This window comes from Citrobacter sp. KTE30 (assembly GCF_000398825.1).
Classification (GTDB): domain Bacteria; phylum Pseudomonadota; class Gammaproteobacteria; order Enterobacterales; family Enterobacteriaceae; genus Citrobacter; species Citrobacter freundii.
Genome location: NZ_KB976055.1, coordinates 2,551,996 through 2,569,984 on the forward strand (window position 1 = coordinate 2,551,996; position 17,989 = coordinate 2,569,984).

Sequence of the window (17,989 nt, forward strand, 5' to 3'; positions counted from 1 at the left end):
TGGATCTACGCTTAGTCGAATTCATTTTTGGAGGAGTAGGGTCGGTAATAGGATTCTATATATCGAGGGCGACAGCCAGAGGCTTTAATCTGGAGTAACCCATAATATGATATATACGGCTGTGTCCACGTAAAACACAGCTCCGGCAAATGCGCCAAACACCACGCCGTAATCGGTTCCGGACAGAAATCCATAGACGCTGGCCCCCGTCAGGACACTACCAGCCAGCCCAGTACCGGAAATCGGATCGGACATTTAGCCCCCTCTTAATAGCTGTGAGTCCTCTCAGGAATGAGGGGAAATAGGCTCAGGCTTCACGGGCTGGATTTATCAACAAAGCACGTAGCGGATGATTCCCGTGAGCCTGAAATGAAAAAGGCCACCATGCGGCAGCCTCAAAGTAAGTAGGATTGTTTACATAGGTGGGGTGAGAGGACCTTCTAACACCTCTGCTTCACCGTTATGGCATATGTCATCGCCTCTGGTCAGATGCCAGACACCTGTGATTGTTTTACCCGTTTCCAGATCATCAACAGTGTCGTTCGTGTAATACGCCACCTGAACAACACCGTTATGCTGAATCCAGTAATACCCTTCCTTCATACATTCCTCCGCGATACTAAGCAGATAGTATAGAGCGGGGCAGATTATGCAGCGTTGCAAGAAACCACAACTCATTGTTTGCTATCCACGGGGCTAGTTCTGGCCATAGCCTCTTCAGATGGCATTATCAGGTGCGATGTAATAACTCTACTGATGAGCCTCTTTTTAGTGCGATTGCACTTCCGGAGTGCATCTAACGTCACAAGCCCATCATAACAAATTGATTTTATTCACCTCTAGAATGGTTCATTTATTGCATAAGGAACATAACAAAATGGAACCAGAGGGATGAAAGATGACAAATACATTTTTTTACCACATACAATACTGGGGTTATCTTGCAGTTCTAGTATTACTGTATCAGGTAATATTCAATTGAATGAAACTCATGAGCCTAAAATGAAACAGGCTCGTTCGGATGAGCGAGTCTGAGATTAGAAATTTAGCATTATAAGAAATGAGTGTGGTGCCGGGTGCCTCCCGGTGAGACTGCCCCGGACAGCATGCCTCGCGTGCATATTGCGTCAAAGGGATATTGACTTTACCGGACGCCCCGCCGCACTGGGGGATTCACCACTAAAATAACATACCTTCGGCTCATCCCTGCGTCAAAACAATCGACATAACATTCATGTAATTACCCATGAAAAATATCTACGGGTGTACAATAAGGAACCGATTAAAAAGAACAACAAGGAGGTAAAATGCGCCATCAGATAGTTATGTCATCTAAAATAAAATCCATAGGTTATTATCCTTCAGAAAAAATTCTGGAGATTGCATTTACTAATTCTGGAACTTATCAGTACATTGGAGTTTCAGCCAAAATTTACAATACCTTTTTAGAGGCTAAATCCAAGGGGCGTTTCTTTGATGGTGTTATCAAAGATAAATACCTTTGCAGAAAAATTGGGTAAGTCAGGGTAAATATACCGTATTAGGTGTTGTTTTAATTTTCGACACCTGGCTCCAGAGATGATAAAGCCCGCGAAATGGCATGCTTTTATCTTTTCTAAGGTTAGACCGACGATGTGACAGGGGTACTTTGCCGTAGCAAGTTCGCGAATACCCCTGTCGTATCGCCGGAAAGCAAAAACCCCGCGCTGGCGGGGTTCTCGTTATATTCAAATTGTTCGCTTTTCGTCGCTGCCATCGTGGCGCAGCTCTGCCAAGCATGAATGGATTATCTGATTTTCTGGCCCGTTTTCAACACCATTACCAAAAAATAGCACTAATAGCTAAAATTGATTTCAGTTAGTCTATTCAGATAACAGTTTGCGCGCTTCCAGAAAGACCTTTGCTCTAAATATTTCCAGACACCAACGCACGCGCTTTCTCGCCTCCCCGTCAGTTAACCATGGCGCAATCACCTGCAGTTCCCGGGTTATGTCTGAGATTTTTTTTCGGGTGGTGTAATACTGAAGACCAACAACATAAACCGGATCATTTATATCCAGCGCCCGCAGCACGCATTGCTCAACAAAATCGACATCATCATTATGCAGGGCTTCATCAATTACACTGGCTGGTGGCTGCGGCCAGAGAATGCTGTGCGCCCTGTTCATTGCCTGCTGTCCACGGAATCCCTCTTCTCTCGCCTGATTTAAAGCAACAGTGAATCTCTCCAGTGCCTTATCTGACCAGTTTCGTCCTTTAATAACATTCCAGCACGCATGACTTCGCGGCAAACGGGGTGCAGTTTTTCCTCCCACACCCTCGCCCCATGTAGTAAGAAGGGATTTAATCCATCCTGACTGGATCCCCGTCAGGAGAATGCATTTACCCAGCCAGCTTTTACGCGGCGCAGCTGCTGCTTTTTCAAATGCTGACTGCTGTAGTCTGCGTTTGCGTGGCGTCATGGTTTTAGCTCCTCAATAATTATTCTCCCGGTTTCTCCCCATAATTTTGATACCCGTGCATCCCATATATGAGCATCATTTTCGTAAATAGCGTCCATCAGGGCTTTCATCATATTGTCAAAATCAGGTTTAGCCTGGTGTGGTTTACCGTTGAACTCAGCCCGTTTCTTTTTGCTCCAGCTCGCTGGCATCGGCAGAATGAAGGTAACATGTGAACCGCTTTCCGGCAGCTCAACACCCCGCAGACGAACTTCATCACAGAAAGCCCGGTAACGCAGAACCTCGGGGCGTTTTTTCCATTTGTCAGCGCGCGTCATTCTGGGCTTGCCCATTGGGGTGATATCGTAGACTTTCACATTCACCTCCAGATCCGTTGTTGCCATGTTCTGTCCTGACGCGGAGGCTTAGAGACTTCTGGCAAGAACGCGCTGATCGTCCAGTGAATGAAGTCATTATCCAGACTACGCTCGGTCTTAATCTGCTTTGCGTGATAGCTGGCTTCCAGTTCGTCAGCCTGCTCAGTGGTGAGTTGTGTATGTTGAAACCAGCTTTTCTTCATAACGCACCTCTGGATGCGGCAAAAAGAAAATCGCTGGCGTTGATTAACGTCAGTATGTGGGATTGCTTGAATTGATCTTGCACCATGGGGCTTTTCTCCTGTGGCGCAGCAGGTATAGGTTGTTCAGGCCTATGACGGGAGTGTAACAGAATTCTGAGTAACGCGATAACCAGCCCTTTCCAGCATCTGAGTAAACAACGTTGGTGTACCAATAATTTCATCATCCTGAAGAGGCATGAAAGACACCATGCTGCCGCGCCGGTACATCAAGGCACGTTCACATTCTGGAAATGATTGCAATCTGGCAACGATGACCCCATCGTGACATCTGATGACTGCGTAGCCTTTTTGGGGTAATTCTACTTTTTCTTTCACTTAAACTCCCCCATGCAAACGGGATCAAAGTAACACCCAAAATAATTAATAAAACCAGTCGTCAGCACTTTCCCAGGTTTCCTGGAGGATAGTCTCTATTTTCTTTTTATCTTCCTTGTCACCCCCAAACACACTTAAACCATCGGAGCCTGCACGTCGTATGCTTAGGCTGCAGTTCTCATAGTGGTTGCCCAACCTTTTAAGCAATTCTTTCTCCAGTGCCGGAACAGTTCCCTTTAGAAGTTCTTTAGTACGATCAATGGTGAGTTCAACTTTCATAATGGCCTCCACTGCATAAACTGTGTTTTTATACAGTATACCCATGCGCGAAAATGATCAACGCTTTAAGAGCACAAATTGTTAATTTTCTGTCAGAAGCAAAAAAAGAAAACCCGCCGTAGCGGGTTGAATTAGCAATGTTTTATTACACCGCTATTTGTTTCTGCTGGCATAACTCCGACAAGTTTGCCCTTACAGCAAAGGCAGAGGAGTTGCATCGCTGCTTATAGGCGCATGTTAGGACGAAAAAACCTCCGTTGAAGGAGGTTTTGGCTACTCAGGTGAAGAGTAATTGATTTGGAATCATTTCATGTTTTGCTATGAAATTTTAAATGAATATTGTTGCTTTAAGTAAAACACTACAGTTTCATATAATTAAAATCATTGTCCTACTTGTTTATCCATTAAATTCATGATTGGGTTACGCCATTTTTCCTTTAATTCATCAATATTAAATTCCTTATCAGCATTCATCCATTTCACCACAAGTTTTATTAACTCTTTTTTAGTAATACGCTTAAATTTAGTATCATCTTGCATTTGAGAAAGAATATGTTCTCCAACAAGAGATAAAGATGAGTGCTTTAGGGAAGCAAGGTCTTTATGCTTATTATTCAACGACTTATATTTAGATCCGCCAGATGAGGAAACCAGCTCTATTCCATTTGACTGAAGCCATTCATCCTCTAACCATATAAGATCTATGGCTGCGGGCTCGTTCATGGTAGTAGCTAAAGCTACTATTAATTTCTCCACTTCTTCACTAGCAAAATCCTGAGTTGTAGATGACCAAACTGAAAGCGTATTATTGGACGTTCTTGTGCATCCCGTGATAGCATCTGCCGAAATGTCTTGAGAATCTATACCTCTATTTGGCTCCCATTTAGCCAATGAAAACTTACGCAATAAATGCCCCATTTACTACTCCAATTCAGCCAAGACTGCGTTTTTATAATCTTCTAACCATTTAACTTCGAATTTTTTAATATTGTTCAAATACGCAGCATGTTTAGTTTGCTCCCAAGACTCAACAGCTCTTATTGCAGCCTCGTTAACATAAATATCCTTATGGGAACAAGCACTCAATATTAACGCATCTGCTTTATCATTTAGCCAGTTATAATTTAAAGAAGAAGACATATTAATAAATTTGCGTAATTCATAACTTTGCTGTGTAAACAAATGAAGCCAGACCTCTTGAAAAATCTGTCCAAATAATTCTTTTTCTCGGAGGTGGATAGCCTCCAAGAGCATAACTGTTTTACTAGTCTCGCCCTCTACATACTCATCGCCTTTAAGGCAATCAAGTATTGCATTCTTCTTCCTAAGAATTAAGAGCGATTTGTTTTCAACCACTCCAGATCCTTCATTGACAGTGGACATGCCAGAATCTTGATCACTATGTTTTCCATTACTACTTTGGTCAACGTAGGTTTGGTCACCACTCCGATTGTATTTTTCAACACCAAATAAGGTATTAATATACTTATAAAAAAACATGGCATCTGAAGCACCATATCTTTTATAAGGTTCAGGATATTTGATGCTGTTCGCTGAAATATACATTGAATCCATTTTATTAAATGTATTTTTCATATGATTCCCATTCATTTGTCAGTGTAGCGCTTAACTTCTTGATATAAAAGGTTATTTTCTTCAAAGAGTTCCTGCAGCACTGATATACAACTGTCAAGATCGAAACGAAGATTCACATTTTCAGCTACTGTATTAGTATCCATTTCAAAACTAATACAATCAATTCCAGTCGAAAAAGAATTAAAAGCAGCCACATTGCTTATAGGTAAATTAAACGATCCACGGCGAATTTTACTAATACTGTTTATAATTTCATCATGTGCGGCCAAATGTTTTTTAATAGCAATTCGACTATCCCACTCAAATGGTTCTACAGAATGATAGGTAAATATTTTACCATATAATTCTTTGTAATATTCAGGTGAGCTTTGAAATATTTTATTTTGAATATATGCTAATCTATTAGCTTTTTTTGATGGAAAAATTGATTTCAGATCTTTAAGAATACTAATACTACGATCAGTGAAAACACTATTATCTAAATTAATAGCACTTATTGCTACAAGCCCGCTTGGGAATTCGATACGATATGACTGGGATGGTTCCATCATTGTCACTACTTGTTTTTGCTCCCCAGTCATAGCGTTTATCTCTTGGCCAAAGGTAGGGATTAAACTATACTTCCCCAAAACATCTAACAATCCCTTTATTAAGTGCGGCGTTGCAGAAACGTCACTGTTGTCTGTAAAAAAATTAATCTGTTGAAAATCAAAAACTTTGTTCATTTTAATGTCCATTATAGTAATTTCCACATTTTCAGAAAGTATAAAAAAACCTAGTTTTTTTAGCAAACTATAATCAATAATTTTCTTTATACGTCTTGCGTTCAAAATCAGCTTAGTATATTTGCCGCCTTATGGGATAACTTATCGTTAAAACTTCCATTCAAGTCTAAGCAGCATTTTTAACGAGCTCAAATGCCTTTACCTCATTCCCCGCTGCTTCGTCATCTTGCGCAGTGCCATGGCGTAGCCGAGATTACCACCGTCACTTTGTGCGGCTGCTTTACTAAGTATTTCCTGTATCTGGTGCAGGCGATCGAGTGATACAGAACCGTGTGCAGGATGGTTGATAATTGTCATGCTGGCATTCTACCAACAATATCTATAACCCGGCGCATAACCGCGCTTCCCCGAAAATCTGCTGGTAACTCAATCACAGGCTTACTCGATCCGTATGAAAAACGCTGGAGATCGAAATCAATCACAGCCTTCTGGTCCCTGAACAAACCAAGACGACCGTAACGAATGAGTTCGCCGCGTTCGGCTGCTACGCGGAAATACTTCTCAGCAGTCTGACGATGCAGCGACAACATCTGTGATGCCTCGCTAACGGTTAAGCGTCCACGGATTTTCACCTCTTCGATGATCACCCGGATAAGTGCCGCCTGCTCTTCTGGTGTGTTTGGTCTTGGCATGCTGATCATCTCCGGGCCATACGCAGGCATTCATTACGTTGCTGTGCTATACGTGACACTTCAGCTGAACTACGGGCAATGTCTAACATGTCGGTATATACTTTTGCCGCGCGCCGCCAGAGTCCTCGGGACTTCAGGTCTTTCGCCATTTTCTCAGCTAATTGCGTTTCAACCGGATCACTTTTCTCTTCCATGAAGGGCAGTTTTACGTCAGGTAATTCGGCATCCGGAGCGATGTTATAAACATACTGAGTTCCGTTGTGAGTACGCAGGACTGTGCCGCTGACAGTCAACGCGCGCAGAAACTTACCTGCGGTACCGGATGGAATATCCAGCGCTTCACACACATCACGTAATACGCAGTTCGGGGTATGGCGTACCACTATCGCAACCCGATCTTTCTGAGAGATTTCTATGGTCATTGGTCAATACTCGTTTTAGTTACTTCACGACCCGTAAATGGGTCACATTTTTGCGATAACTTCCCCAGGCGAAATTTACCCAGATACCGTCATCCATGGTTAAGCGGTCCATGACCCGCTCACCCAGAACTTTCGATAACTCGTCATAATTCAGGTTTGTTAGCACCCCCACTGGTTTCATTGACGCCATACGGCGATCGATAATCTGATTAAGTAATACCCACTCATTGCGCGTATCACGTTGAACACCAACCTCATCAAGAACAAGCAAATCAACCTTGCACAAATCGTCCAGCAAATCGGACTCAGACTGGTCCTCGTCATAGCATTTGCGTGCGCGAAGCATCAAATCAGGTACTGTCACGACCAGAACGGAATAATCGTGCTGAAGCAGGTAGTTCCCGATTGCCGCGGCAAGATGATTTTTCCCTGTTCCACAACTGCCGCTGAATATGAAGTAAAGCCATTCCCAAAGTTATGGGCGTAGCTCTTTGCCATTGTCAGCGCGTGTTTCTGCCCGTCGTTGCTCACCAGGTAATTTGCAAATGAGCACCCCCTGTGCAACTCGCAGATCCCTGAGCGCCCAAAAATCCTTTCTGAACGGTTACGCTGATTTTGTTTTTCCAGCTCAGCTGCGCGCTTTCGCCCTTCTTCCTGCTGCCAGGCCATTAATTCCTGACTGCTGGTAAATTTCGGCTGAACACCTGCAGGCATGAGGTTACGTAGACGGCCAAGCAAGTCATGCGTCGATTTCATCATTACCCCCTGAATCCCGGCGGGATCTGAGTGTCAGGTTGTGAAACGCCAAAGCCAGCCTGTCGACGTGTACCTGCCGATGGTGAGGAAGATTTGGCGCGTGATGTTTTCAGGCTGGAAGCAAAAGTCTGTTCCCACTGGATGTGGTGTTTAACTTTCCCTTCGCATTTCCAGTAGTCCCGGAACTGCTGTAATTCGACGTCGGTATACCCTGGTAGATCCCCAAGGTTTATTCCCCACTGCGCAGCCTGGCGTACAAAGTCATCACCAGGTGTCCAGTCATCTGTGATCGGAAATTTGCCTATGGGCGGTAAAAAGCCACCAGGCGCGTATAACTCTCTCTCTTGGTTTTCTTTTAGATCTGTATCTGTATCTGGATCTTTATTAGTTGGGTTTCCGTTGGCGTTCTGTTTTAACGGCGGCTCAACACCCGTTGAACACCCGTTGTTATTTTGTTGGTTATTCGCTCCTTTTTTAGCTTTTCTCGCCTGAGCGGATGCTTTTCCAGCTGCTGACTTTTGGCTGATTGAGTTTTTAACCGCCTCCAGATCACGCTCTATACGCTCCTGTACCCATTCGGTACCGTTATCGTTAAAAAACTCTTTCAACGAAGGTTCAACGGCATCCCAACGGTCGTTACTCAGCCGTGCAATTTTCGATAGTCGGTTTTTGGGGATCGGGCGACCTGTTTGCCAATAATTGAACATCAGTAGCAGGTAAGCGCCATGCTCTTCTGTAGACAGATGCATGGTGTCCGCCAGGTAATCAGCAATGTAAAGTTGCATGTAAGGCAGAGCTGCCATGTTTACTCCCTTGTCCGGTTTCCCGGCGCGTAATGGTTATTGCTCAAAACTCGATTAAAACAATTGCGGCGCTACGGCGCTTAAACTCGCCAGTAGTGGTCCCGCCGCATCAGCTGGTAACATGTTGAACAAAGCGATTGCCGCTTCACGAATCTCCTTTTCAAGCTTCTGTAATGGCGCGCCAACTAATTTCGCCTGGTGTGCCTCACTGCACTCCTTGATAGCGCTAGCCACCAGCTCCGCTTCTGTGCTCGCATTACTTAACCCGTGCTTCCTGGCGATCTGAACTGGCATAGCGCTGATGATTGAGCCTGACAGCCGCATAACGTAAGACGTGTACTTTTCTGACCCTCCTTCGTTTTTCAGATATCGGAATAAATTCTGTTTATTAACAGCAATTCCGCGGCCATCTGCCTTGGCCCACTCTTCAGCCACCAGCTGAGCTATCCGTTCCTGTGCCTGTCCTGGTAACGTTGATTCCCATTCACGAACGGCAGCCAATATGACGCGGTGCTGAATGCTGTCGCGGCGCTGGGGTTTAAAATGATTTTGCGTTTTCAACGGAACAGCTAAGCGTTGGCTATGATGTTGATACGTGGCTGATTGCATGATTAAGCCTCCTTTTGAGGTAAACCATCAGTGGGGTTTGGATAAAGATCCGGTCTGATTTCGTGTGGGGTGACTTTCCAATTCAGCGCCCTGCAGGCGTTTAGCACCTCTGTGCTGGCGACTTGAGTGCGAAACCAGACTGAAACTGTCTGTGAGTTTTTTCCTAAGCGGCGAGCCAGTTCTGATTGACTGCCACACAGTGAAATGATCTTCTTTTGAATGTTTTCGTTCATACGACCTCCTAAATTCCGTACCACATATTTGATAAAATACTTATCAATGTCAAGAAATTTAACTGGCCACATTTGAAAGGAAACTTTGTATGCTTGGCTATTGGTTAGATTTGGAACTGAAAATGAACTTTGAAGAACGTTTACAACGAGCTCTTGATGAGGCTGGCATGTCTCAATCTGAACTGGGACGTCGGATAGGTGTTAACTCGCAAACCGTTAGCCATTGGTGTAACGCAGGTATTTTTCCACGCAAAGAAAAACTCATACTCTTGCCCGAAGCGCTTGGAAAACCGCTTTATTGGTTCTTCATGACCGATGAAGAAGAGGAGCACATTGTTTCAGTTACACAAAGTAAAACTGTTCTGAACCCACATCAGTCTGCTCTCCTTGAGGTATTCGACCAGCTCCCTGAGGCTGAGCAAGAAAGGTTTATATCTTTAGCAAAAACCAGACTAGAAGAGCTCGATGCCTTCATGGCTGAGTTTTTACGCAAACGCAAAATTGATCCTCAACGCTAGTTTCTAAATCTACGTTGTTAAGGCCGCTAATAGCGGCCTTTTTTACGCCCGAACACATCTCACTTCTGATAACTCAAACACGTCATGGTATGTAATTTATCAATTTCGTCTTGACGTCTGGTATATTTATTTGTAGCCTGATTTTAGAAAATCAGTCATCAAGGCAGGATGCCCACGAAGTAGCTGCCGGCGGCATACGAATCACCGGATGAGATGAAAGGCATTAACACGCAGCAGGTTCAACGTTCCGCCAGCCTGGCGACAAGGGCAACACGAGAGGATAAATCCATGATCGATTTCGCACGTAAACCAGTGCGGTGTCAGGCCGTACATCTAAATCGCATTGAAGTCATCATTCGACTGATTTGCTACACGCTTGCCCAGAAGGGCGACCCGTCTACCGACCAACAGACCGTAGTTCGTTAATAACGAGTTTTGACCAATGGCTGTTGCCAGCATCAGTAAGGAAGTAACTATGGAGTTTGGAATGAAACGTGTGGTGGCTTCAGTTCAGGTCGTTGCCATCCTCAACAGAATTTACAACGGCAGCCCTGTTTCCATCGCATCGATCAGTAAAGAATCAAAGCTGTCTGTGTCTTACCTGGAGCAAATCTTCTCGAAGCTGCGCACCAGTGAAATTGTCACCAGCCAGCGTGGCGCTGGTGGCGGGTACCACCTTAGCAAAGCAAACCCCAGCGTGGCTGACGTCGTTCGCGCCGTTACTCACACACCTGATTCATTTGAGCCCGTGCTGAATGCTCTGGAGTGGATCCCCGTCGCACAGCTGGCGCAGGGAAAATCACCTACCCCATAAAGCACAAAACCCGCGCAAGGCGGGTTAAGTACCCGGTCAGCCGACCAAAGCTTTCCGGAACGAGTTTTGACCAATAACCACTACCTTAGGCGGCGATCATCAGCTGCCGGGTATCTTACAATCCAATGGAGCCCGAACGCAATGTTAACGTATGAGTATCTTATTAAAGCCAAAGCTAAAGCAACTGAGGCAAAAAACCTGTTTTGCTGGTTCTCTGCGAAATCAGATTCCCGCGCAGAACGCGAAATCCTCAATATTCTCGAAGACAACGATATTGCCGTCGGTCGTGGTGCCGACTATCAATTACCTGTCCGCACCAACTGGTTTGTTGTTGACGATCTTCCTGAGGAAAGCACACTTGATGACACATGGTGCGATCGTTACGAACTGGCAGAAGACCAGCAAACGTGGCAACTGAAACAGAAGCCTGATAATGAAAATCAGGAGGCTTCCAGCCAGCAAAAACCTGAAACCTCCAGTGCCAATGTACCCACCAGCGATGCGCCAGCATTGCTCCGCCCCATATCTCGCCTGCGCCTGTCTCAGCGGCTGATTGCGCACCTGTTAAATGACGGTGAAGAGAAGGAAATCAGTGAAGCACGGCACGTCCAGATCGGACAGATGGAACTGGACGATAATGATCTCTATATACAAAACCTGTTACTGGCCGTTGCAAATGTGCCAGCGGCGAAAGAGCTTTCTGCTCATGTCGAGTGGAACCTGGCAAACGCAATAAAAGAAGTCTTCGATCGTGAGCAGGTCTATACCATTGCTTCATTTAAGAAATTTATTACCGAATGGATTGCGGAACCGAAAGCGCGGACTCAAACCGTGCAGGAGTGGGTTAACGATAAGAAAGCACGAATTGTGGGTGATGAGCCCACCGTTCCACCTGTAACGCCTGAACTCATTACCGTTGCGACTCTCCCGCTACGCCAGCGCCTTTTGGCTCAGTTTATTTCTGATGAATATGCTTACCATATTGATACTGAACAGAAGAAAACCATCCAGGAACTTGAGCTGGATGTGGATAACAGCTATGTGCAAAACCTGCTGCTTGCCGCCGAGAATGTAGAATCATTCAGGAAAGCACCAGAGATCGATATCTGGAAAGTTGTCAGCGCGCTGAAAACCGTTTTTCCGGTTGATGGAAAGCGAGTTGATCTGGTCATCGTTATTCAGTTCTTTAAGGCCTGGTTCAATACTGAGCACATTGACCGTGGGCTGCTGATTAAAGAGTGGTGTAAAGGCAATCGTGTGTCGCAGATTCAGCGCACTGACTCCGGAACCAACGCTGGTGGTGGCAAAAAGACCGATCGCAATACCGATTATGCTCATACACTGGATACGCTCGACGTTGAGATTGCGTTGGCCACTCTGACAATGGATTTTGATATCTACAATATTCCGGGTTCTATTCTCCGCCAGGCTAAAGATATCATTGCAGCCAAAGACAGTCCTTTCAAAGAATGGTCCGCAGCGCTGCAAAAATGTTCTGGCATCCTCGATTACTCGCGCGCAGCAATTTTTGCATTAATACGAAGCGCTCATCCCTCTTATTACCTTTCTCCCGGACGCTTATCCGGCTACATCAATGCAAATCTGGTCGAAAGCGATCATCAAAACCCCACCGATGAAACACTGGCTGCTGCGCGCCAGGTGAATAGCGCTGCTGTTGTTGCTGCTGTAGTTCAGGGGAAAGAGCCGTTAGAGAATCTGGAGAAACTGTCCACTGACTTTGCGACAGTGGGTGCATTGGCAGCAAAAGCTGCAAAACAGGAATCTTCAGAAACTATCAAACAACCTGAAGTAGCCAATCTCGGTAACGGCATATTTTCTGTCGATGGCCTGATGAATCCCCCTGCCAAATTAACCGAGGAAGCCACCAGCGATGTGCAGATGGAAGAAACTGACAACAACGAAATCAAAGCTAATCCTGAAATGTCTCAGAGCGAAACAGCAGTTTTGCCAGTTAAAAGCGCTGATGCAACTGGTGACGCGTCAGCTTCCCTGAATAATGAACCCGTTCACCATATTAATACCGCCCCCCTGAACGCTTTTTATACTCACCTCATGGTTGATATGGAAACTATGGGCAACAGTCCTGATGCCCCAATAGTTTCTATCGGCGCTGTATTTTTCGATCCTTCAACTGGTAACACTGGTGCCGAGTTTTATCGGGTTGTCAGCCTTGAATCATCGATGTCGTTTGGGATGAAACCGGATGCGTCGACGATTCAGTGGTGGTTGAAACAATCATCTGAAGCCCGCTCTGCCATTCTTGTTGATGAAGCTATGGGGCTGCGTGAATCCCTTGAACTTCTGGCTGACTTTATTGCTGAAAATGCTGCTAACGGTAGCCACACTGTTCAATTATGGGGTAATGGTTGCTCGTTTGATAACGTCATTCTCCGCCGCGCGCACGCGTTAACAGAAACTCCCTTCGCTGTTCCGTTCCGGAATGACAGGGATGTAAGGACCATGGTCGAACTGGGTAAATCTGTCGGTATCAATCCACGCTACGACATCCCGTTTGAAGGCGACATGCACAATGCACTTTCTGACGCCAGACATCAGGTCAAATACGTCTCTGCTATCTGGCAACGTCTGACCGCAAACTGATTATTGAATATCAACCAGTGCCAGCTGTTGCGCGTATCGTAATGGCTGGCTATCGAGGTGAAAGTGAAACTTGTATCACTCGAACGCTGGGCGGAACTCAGATATGAAGTACCGCCACCAATTGGAACGTTAAGGAAATGGGCGCGAAACGGGAATATCTACCCAGCACCAGAGAAGGAAGGCACCCAGTATCGCGTTAGGCCGGATGCGGTTTTTATCCGACCAAATAAATATTGTAAAACGATCAACACAAACCAAAGCAGACACCCGTTAAAAGGGCGATTGATAGAGAGGATTATCGATGGCGAGGCCGGACAAGTATGACGCTAATTTGCCTAAGAATCTGACCTATCGTAAAGCCAGGAAGTCATATTCCTGGCGCAATCCCGTCGACGGAAAAGAGATATCTCTGGGTAAAATTTCGCGCAGGGAAGCGATCGCCCAGGCCATTGAAGCAAATCACTACATCGATAAAAATTACACTCCAATCGCCCTACTCGAACAACTGAAAGGTACTAATGAATACACCATGGCCAGCTGGCTCGATCGGTACGAAATTATCCTGCAACGACGCAAGCTAGCGACCAATACTTACAAAGTTCGCGCCGGGCAGCTGGCGACCATTAGAGAATACTTTGGCGTAATGATACTGGCCAGCATAACCACCCGAGATGTGGCTGAGTTTATTGATCGCTGGACGGAGTGCGGCAAAACAACGATGGCAGGAACCATGCGATCAGTACTGTCTGATGTTTTCCGTGAGGCCGTTGTGGAAGGGCGTGTTGATTCCAATCCTGTGGACCCAACTCGAGCACCGAAAATTAAAGTGCTGCGCGAACGCCTGGAATATGAAATGTTTGTGGCCGTTCGTGCTGGTGCAGAGCGCATGCCAGCATGGTTCGGACTGGCGATGGATCTCGCCCTGGTCACCGGTCAGCGACGTGAAGACGTCGCCCGGATGCGCTTCAGTGACATTAAAGATGACCGACTGTACATCGAACAACAAAAAACCGGGTCTTGCCTTGCTATCCCACTTTCACTGATGTTGAAAGCATCCGGCCTGAGACTGTCGACCATCATCGATCGCTGCCGGCTTGTCAGTCGATGCGATTTTTTAATAAGCCCCGGGATCAGAAAAAACAGCGAAGACGGAAGCATAAACCTGGACAGTCTGACAAAAGGTTTTGTGAAAGCACGAAATTTTTCTGGTCTAAAGTTTTCAGAAAACCCACCTTCATTTCATGAAATTCGGAGTCTGGCGGGAAGGATGTATGAGAAGGAATTCGGGAAGGATTTTGCGCAAAAACTGCTGGGGCACAAGTCAGAAAAAATGACTGAGAAGTATCTTGATACGAGAAAAAAAGAGTATGTGCTGATCTAATTTTTCTTCGTAAATGAATTGTGAATGTTAAAAATGGTGTGGTATAACGAATAAAGACCGAATATTTGAATTCGGACAAATTTCGGACATTTTCGGACATGGAGTCCTAAGTAACTGAAATTAAAGCCCGATAAAAAGAGACCGAATACGATTCCTGTATTCGGTCCAGGGAAATGGCTCTTGGGAGAGAGCCGTGCGCTAAAAGTTGGCATTAATGCAGGCTAAGTTACCCTGCCATTTAAGAATAGATGACAGCGCCAGGTTTTCCAGTCCGCGACTAAAGTGGCCGGAAAAAAAGGACGTTTGTTACGCATCCAAACGCAAAAACCGCAAGTTCTCGTGTGAGATCCTTGCGGTTTTTTATTGGAAATCAGAGCGCTACATCTGACAATTAGCAGAGCTTTTCTGCACGCTCCACAAACGGTGCCAGGCTCATTTTTTCGCCCGGTTTCGCCGGATCATCAATCTGGATAATCTCGATCGGCTTTGCCGTGGTTTTTCCGCTCTCCATCTGCTGTCTGGCAACATCATTCAACGGGTATTGCACCAGCGTACTGGGATTGATGACATACAGCGCGTTACCCGGGCGGCAGGTCAGCATCACCTCTTCCCGATTAAACGCCCACTTATCTTTGCCAACCTCAAAACGGCTGACGGTAATGACCTGCGGCGCAGCCAGCGCGGCTCCGGAGCTTGCCAGGAGTAATAAAGAGATAATGATTTTTTTCATGCGTTTCGCCAGTCCATCAATCAGAAAGGTTCAAGGGTTGCAAACAGGCTGACAATTGCCAGCACAACGGCTCCTATACCCCATTCCAGCTTGGTCATCCAAATAAAATAGAGAGTCATGCCGCGGTTATCCTGCTGCATGCGTGGTACCAGAACATACCGATTCACCAGCGCAATCGCCACCATTAGCATGACCAGGGCACCTTTTAACAAAAGCAGTCGCCCGTAAGCCATGTGCCAGGGAACAGAAAAACCGACAATAAACAGCACATTCATAATACCGGTAAGTAAAACACCAATAACAAAAAGATGCCCGTAGCGGGAGAAACGCATCATGGTGCTGATGGCCTGTTCTCGCCAGCGGCCATGCGCCATTCGCATACAGTAAAGTACGGGTAGCAGGCCACCGAACCAGGCGGCGGCGCATATCAGATGCAAGGCATGGTTAACCTGCTGGATTGCCCCATTAATACCACTATGCAGCGTCGCATGCCCGACGCCAGCCAGCAAAATAAACTGCGCAATCGTCAGCATTAACAGCCGTCGCGGCATGCTACGCGGTACGATAATAACCACCACCAGAGTGACCAGCGCGAGGATAATCTGCCATAACCAGACGCCGCCAAACTGCGTTTGCAACACCGCGCCCCATACATCTGTAGAGATAACATCCCGCCAGCCTGAGCCCATTAACCCGCCCTGGATCGCCAGCATCAGCGTCGCGCTGATAAAGCTCCACGTTGCGGCATGCCGTTGCAGACGCAAAAAACGACGCATCATTAAACGACGAACCGAAACGGGAGCCAGCCATGCGCCGTAAAGCGCACAGCCAAACACCAGCATCAACGTGGTAAAATGGATAAACCGTAATGCAACCCAGGTAAATGCCAGCATCGGTTATTTCACGCTAAAGGTATATTGCCCCTTCGTCTTGTGACCATCCACGGAAACAACGTGCCAGTCGACCGTATATTTTCCAGCTTCAAGTGTTTGATCAAGCGGAACAATCAGCTGTGTTTTGTCCTGCTCACTGCGTGACGCCTTACCCGTTTTGATCTGTTCTTTGTTTGGACCTGTTAGCTTTGCGCCGCTGAATCCCGGCTCTACGCCTTCAGAAAAATTCAGCGTCAACGCCTGAGGAGATGCCGCAACCTCGGCATTAGCCGCCGGGCTTTGTTTTGTGAGGTGGGCATGCGCCAGGGCGGCGGGCGTTGCCAGCACGCTGGCGAGTACGATGAGGGCGCTGCGAAGCATAGATGCAGATGAAGCCATTTCAACTATTCCTTTTTGTTATGTCTAATCTATAGAGAATAACCTTCTACAATGATCGAGTCGAGAATCATCATTTCGGTCTTGCCATTAATGCACACTCTTAGTAACTTTGCGCGCCGAAAGACAGAGAAAAGGAGAAGCCCATGAACATCAATCTGGCCAAACTTGAGCAAGCGGAAATGGATAAGGTCAATGTTGACCTTGCCGCTGCGGGTGTAGCGTTTAAGGAGCGATACAACATGCCGGTTGTTGCCGAAGTTGTTGAGCGTGAACAGCCCGAACATTTACGCGACTGGTTTCGCGAAAGACTCATCGCGCACCGACTGGCATCCGTTTCCCTTTCACGTTTACCTTACGAGCCTAAAGTTAAATAAAACTTATACTACGTTACGATTCCTTACATGATGGCTGCTACAGTATAAGTATATTCTTAATCTATACTTTCAGGATGATTGTAGACACTATGAAAAGGAAATCATTATGTCACACTGGAAAATCGCAGCAGCGCAGTACGAACCTCTTCACACCTCAGTTACCGAGCATGTCGCACATCACCTGCAATTCATTCAGGCAGCCGCCCAATGCCAATGTGAATTGCTGGTCTTTCCTTCCCTCTCCTTGTTAGGTTGTGTTGATGAACATGACGCGCTTCCTGCCCCACCCGATGAAGCGCTGTTAGAACCTCTCGCCCATGCCGCCGTGACTTATCGTATGACAATCATTGCGGGACTACCGGTGGAACATAACAACCGGTTCGTAAAAGGCATCGCGCTCTTTTCTCCCTGGATGACCTCGCCCTTAACGTTTCATCAAAGTCACGGAGCCTGTATCGCCAGACAGCAAAATGCCATTAGCGTAGTGGATAGCCAACCGGAAGGAATCGATATCGACCCGGCTTACTCCCTGTTCACGAGCAGTCAGTCCATTAGCGAACCCGAATTGCTCTCCTCCACATCTCGTCTACAGAGTTTCTCGCATAAGTTTGCCATAGCTGTATTAATGGCCAATGCGCGTGGCAGCAGCGCGTTATGGGATGAGCGAGGCCGATTGATTGTTCGCGCAGACAGCGGTTCTTTGCTGTTAACCGGTCAACGCACGCCACGGGGTTGGCAAGGTGATATCATTCCATTACGCTAGTCGTT

At 46.3% G+C, this 17,989-nt stretch carries 27 protein-coding genes and 2 pseudogenes; 10 read left to right on the plus strand and 19 right to left on the minus strand.

Features of this window, described 5'->3' with window-relative positions; genetic code table 11:
• Window positions 1-117: 117 nt before the first annotated feature.
• Both WC1_RS23770 and WC1_RS10935 read right to left on the minus strand, forming a co-directional pair.
• Window positions 118-255 (minus strand): annotated as a pseudogene (locus tag WC1_RS23770) (putative holin); the annotation flags it as partial.
• Between the two features lie 159 nt (window positions 256-414).
• Window positions 415-603: a hypothetical protein gene (locus tag WC1_RS10935; protein ID WP_016150436.1), complete on the minus strand. Its 189-nt coding sequence runs from the start codon at window positions 601-603 to the stop codon at window positions 415-417.
• A 704-nt stretch (window positions 604-1,307) separates the two neighbouring features.
• Between WC1_RS10935 and WC1_RS10930 the strand changes: the two genes are divergently transcribed.
• On the plus strand, window positions 1,308-1,520 hold the full coding sequence (locus tag WC1_RS10930; protein WP_016150437.1) for a KTSC domain-containing protein: 213 nt from the start codon (window positions 1,308-1,310) through the stop codon (window positions 1,518-1,520).
• A gap of 342 nt (window positions 1,521-1,862) precedes the next feature.
• Here WC1_RS10930 and WC1_RS10925 read toward each other — a convergent pair whose 3' ends face one another.
• The 8 genes from WC1_RS10925 to WC1_RS24460 form a co-directional block, all read right to left on the minus strand.
• Window positions 1,863-2,462 (minus strand): hypothetical protein, encoded by a 600-nt coding sequence (locus WC1_RS10925; protein ID WP_016150438.1) that lies wholly within the window; start codon window positions 2,460-2,462, stop codon window positions 1,863-1,865.
• Complete coding sequence (locus tag WC1_RS10920) at window positions 2,459-2,845, minus strand: RusA family crossover junction endodeoxyribonuclease (protein ID WP_016150439.1); 387 nt, start codon at window positions 2,843-2,845, stop codon at window positions 2,459-2,461. The genes WC1_RS10925 and WC1_RS10920 overlap by 4 nt, the downstream gene beginning before the upstream one ends.
• Entirely contained in the window at window positions 2,821-3,021 is a 201-nt protein-coding gene (locus WC1_RS10915) for a hypothetical protein (RefSeq protein ID WP_016150440.1), read from the minus strand. The genes WC1_RS10920 and WC1_RS10915 overlap by 25 nt, the downstream gene beginning before the upstream one ends.
• Window positions 3,022-3,150: 129 nt before the next feature.
• Window positions 3,151-3,396: a hypothetical protein gene (locus tag WC1_RS23775; protein ID WP_016150441.1), complete on the minus strand. Its 246-nt coding sequence runs from the start codon at window positions 3,394-3,396 to the stop codon at window positions 3,151-3,153.
• A gap of 45 nt (window positions 3,397-3,441) precedes the next feature.
• On the minus strand, window positions 3,442-3,675 hold the full coding sequence (locus WC1_RS10910; protein WP_016150442.1) for a DinI family protein: 234 nt from the start codon (window positions 3,673-3,675) through the stop codon (window positions 3,442-3,444).
• A 381-nt stretch (window positions 3,676-4,056) separates the two neighbouring features.
• Window positions 4,057-4,593: a hypothetical protein gene (locus WC1_RS10905; RefSeq protein ID WP_016150443.1), complete on the minus strand. Its 537-nt coding sequence runs from the start codon at window positions 4,591-4,593 to the stop codon at window positions 4,057-4,059.
• A 3-nt stretch (window positions 4,594-4,596) separates the two neighbouring features.
• Complete coding sequence (locus WC1_RS24455) at window positions 4,597-5,271, minus strand: hypothetical protein (RefSeq protein ID WP_016150444.1); 675 nt, start codon at window positions 5,269-5,271, stop codon at window positions 4,597-4,599.
• Between the two features lie 11 nt (window positions 5,272-5,282).
• Window positions 5,283-5,996 (minus strand): hypothetical protein, encoded by a 714-nt coding sequence (locus WC1_RS24460; protein ID WP_141110479.1) that lies wholly within the window; start codon window positions 5,994-5,996, stop codon window positions 5,283-5,285.
• Window positions 5,997-6,188: 192 nt separating this feature from the next.
• On the opposite strand from WC1_RS24460, the gene WC1_RS25070 reads away from it, so the two are divergent.
• Window positions 6,189-6,317, plus strand: a complete 129-nt coding sequence (locus WC1_RS25070; RefSeq protein ID WP_255344760.1) for a hypothetical protein — start codon at window positions 6,189-6,191, stop codon at window positions 6,315-6,317.
• 32 nt (window positions 6,318-6,349) lie between these two features.
• Here WC1_RS25070 and WC1_RS10900 read toward each other — a convergent pair whose 3' ends face one another.
• From WC1_RS10900 to WC1_RS10880, 6 genes and pseudogenes are all read right to left on the minus strand, one after another.
• Entirely contained in the window at window positions 6,350-6,688 is a 339-nt protein-coding gene (locus WC1_RS10900) for a DUF977 family protein (RefSeq protein ID WP_016150447.1), read from the minus strand.
• A 5-nt stretch (window positions 6,689-6,693) separates the two neighbouring features.
• Window positions 6,694-7,110: a PerC family transcriptional regulator gene (locus WC1_RS10895; RefSeq protein WP_016150448.1), complete on the minus strand. Its 417-nt coding sequence runs from the start codon at window positions 7,108-7,110 to the stop codon at window positions 6,694-6,696.
• A gap of 19 nt (window positions 7,111-7,129) precedes the next feature.
• Window positions 7,130-7,866 (minus strand): annotated as a pseudogene (locus WC1_RS0122840) (ATP-binding protein).
• Window positions 7,867-7,868: 2 nt separating this feature from the next.
• A complete protein-coding gene (locus WC1_RS10890) occupies window positions 7,869-8,669 on the minus strand; it encodes a DUF1376 domain-containing protein (RefSeq protein ID WP_016150451.1) in 801 nt (266 codons plus the stop codon).
• A gap of 54 nt (window positions 8,670-8,723) precedes the next feature.
• On the minus strand, window positions 8,724-9,278 hold the full coding sequence (locus WC1_RS10885; protein ID WP_016150452.1) for a toxin YdaT family protein: 555 nt from the start codon (window positions 9,276-9,278) through the stop codon (window positions 8,724-8,726).
• 2 nt (window positions 9,279-9,280) lie between these two features.
• On the minus strand, window positions 9,281-9,511 hold the full coding sequence (locus tag WC1_RS10880; protein ID WP_016150453.1) for a transcriptional regulator: 231 nt from the start codon (window positions 9,509-9,511) through the stop codon (window positions 9,281-9,283).
• A gap of 89 nt (window positions 9,512-9,600) precedes the next feature.
• Between WC1_RS10880 and WC1_RS10875 the strand changes: the two genes are divergently transcribed.
• The 6 genes from WC1_RS10875 (at window position 9,601) to WC1_RS10865 (ending at window position 14,846) form a co-directional block, all read left to right on the plus strand.
• Window positions 9,601-10,029: a helix-turn-helix domain-containing protein gene (locus tag WC1_RS10875; protein WP_016150454.1), complete on the plus strand. Its 429-nt coding sequence runs from the start codon at window positions 9,601-9,603 to the stop codon at window positions 10,027-10,029.
• Between the two features lie 213 nt (window positions 10,030-10,242).
• Window positions 10,243-10,455 carry a hypothetical protein gene (locus tag WC1_RS0122845; RefSeq protein ID WP_032947996.1) on the plus strand — a complete coding sequence of 71 codons (213 nt, stop codon included), beginning with the start codon at window positions 10,243-10,245 and terminating at the stop codon, window positions 10,453-10,455.
• Between the two features lie 49 nt (window positions 10,456-10,504).
• Window positions 10,505-10,843: an RrF2 family transcriptional regulator gene (locus tag WC1_RS10870; RefSeq protein WP_231385715.1), complete on the plus strand. Its 339-nt coding sequence runs from the start codon at window positions 10,505-10,507 to the stop codon at window positions 10,841-10,843.
• A gap of 141 nt (window positions 10,844-10,984) precedes the next feature.
• Entirely contained in the window at window positions 10,985-13,465 is a 2,481-nt protein-coding gene (locus tag WC1_RS23105) for a 3'-5' exoribonuclease domain-containing protein (RefSeq protein ID WP_016150457.1), read from the plus strand.
• A gap of 63 nt (window positions 13,466-13,528) precedes the next feature.
• Window positions 13,529-13,789 (plus strand): excisionase, encoded by a 261-nt coding sequence (locus WC1_RS23795; protein WP_072211989.1) that lies wholly within the window; start codon window positions 13,529-13,531, stop codon window positions 13,787-13,789.
• Window positions 13,767-14,846, plus strand: coding sequence for a tyrosine-type recombinase/integrase (locus WC1_RS10865; RefSeq protein WP_016150458.1), 1,080 nt, complete (start codon window positions 13,767-13,769; stop codon window positions 14,844-14,846). The genes WC1_RS23795 and WC1_RS10865 overlap by 23 nt, the downstream gene beginning before the upstream one ends.
• Before the next feature lie 391 nt (window positions 14,847-15,237).
• Here the strand turns inward: WC1_RS10865 and WC1_RS10860 are convergent, their stop codons facing one another.
• From WC1_RS10860 to yobA, 3 genes are read right to left on the minus strand one after another with little or no spacing between them, the layout of a single operon-like run.
• A complete protein-coding gene (locus tag WC1_RS10860) occupies window positions 15,238-15,576 on the minus strand; it encodes a YebY family protein (protein WP_003034934.1) in 339 nt (112 codons plus the stop codon).
• Window positions 15,577-15,596: 20 nt separating this feature from the next.
• On the minus strand, window positions 15,597-16,469 hold the full coding sequence (gene copD, locus WC1_RS10855; RefSeq protein WP_016150459.1) for a copper homeostasis membrane protein CopD: 873 nt from the start codon (window positions 16,467-16,469) through the stop codon (window positions 15,597-15,599).
• A gap of 3 nt (window positions 16,470-16,472) precedes the next feature.
• Window positions 16,473-16,847, minus strand: a complete 375-nt coding sequence (yobA, locus tag WC1_RS10850) for a CopC domain-containing protein YobA (RefSeq protein ID WP_003034928.1) — start codon at window positions 16,845-16,847, stop codon at window positions 16,473-16,475.
• 143 nt (window positions 16,848-16,990) lie between these two features.
• Here yobA and WC1_RS10845 point away from each other — a divergent pair, with 143 nt between their 5' ends.
• Together WC1_RS10845 and WC1_RS10840 are read left to right on the plus strand one after the other, a co-directional pair.
• Window positions 16,991-17,221 carry a DNA polymerase III subunit theta gene (locus WC1_RS10845; protein ID WP_003034925.1) on the plus strand — a complete coding sequence of 77 codons (231 nt, stop codon included), beginning with the start codon at window positions 16,991-16,993 and terminating at the stop codon, window positions 17,219-17,221.
• A 106-nt stretch (window positions 17,222-17,327) separates the two neighbouring features.
• On the plus strand, window positions 17,328-17,984 hold the full coding sequence (locus WC1_RS10840; protein WP_003841657.1) for a carbon-nitrogen hydrolase family protein: 657 nt from the start codon (window positions 17,328-17,330) through the stop codon (window positions 17,982-17,984).
• Window positions 17,985-17,989: the final 5 nt, after the last annotated feature.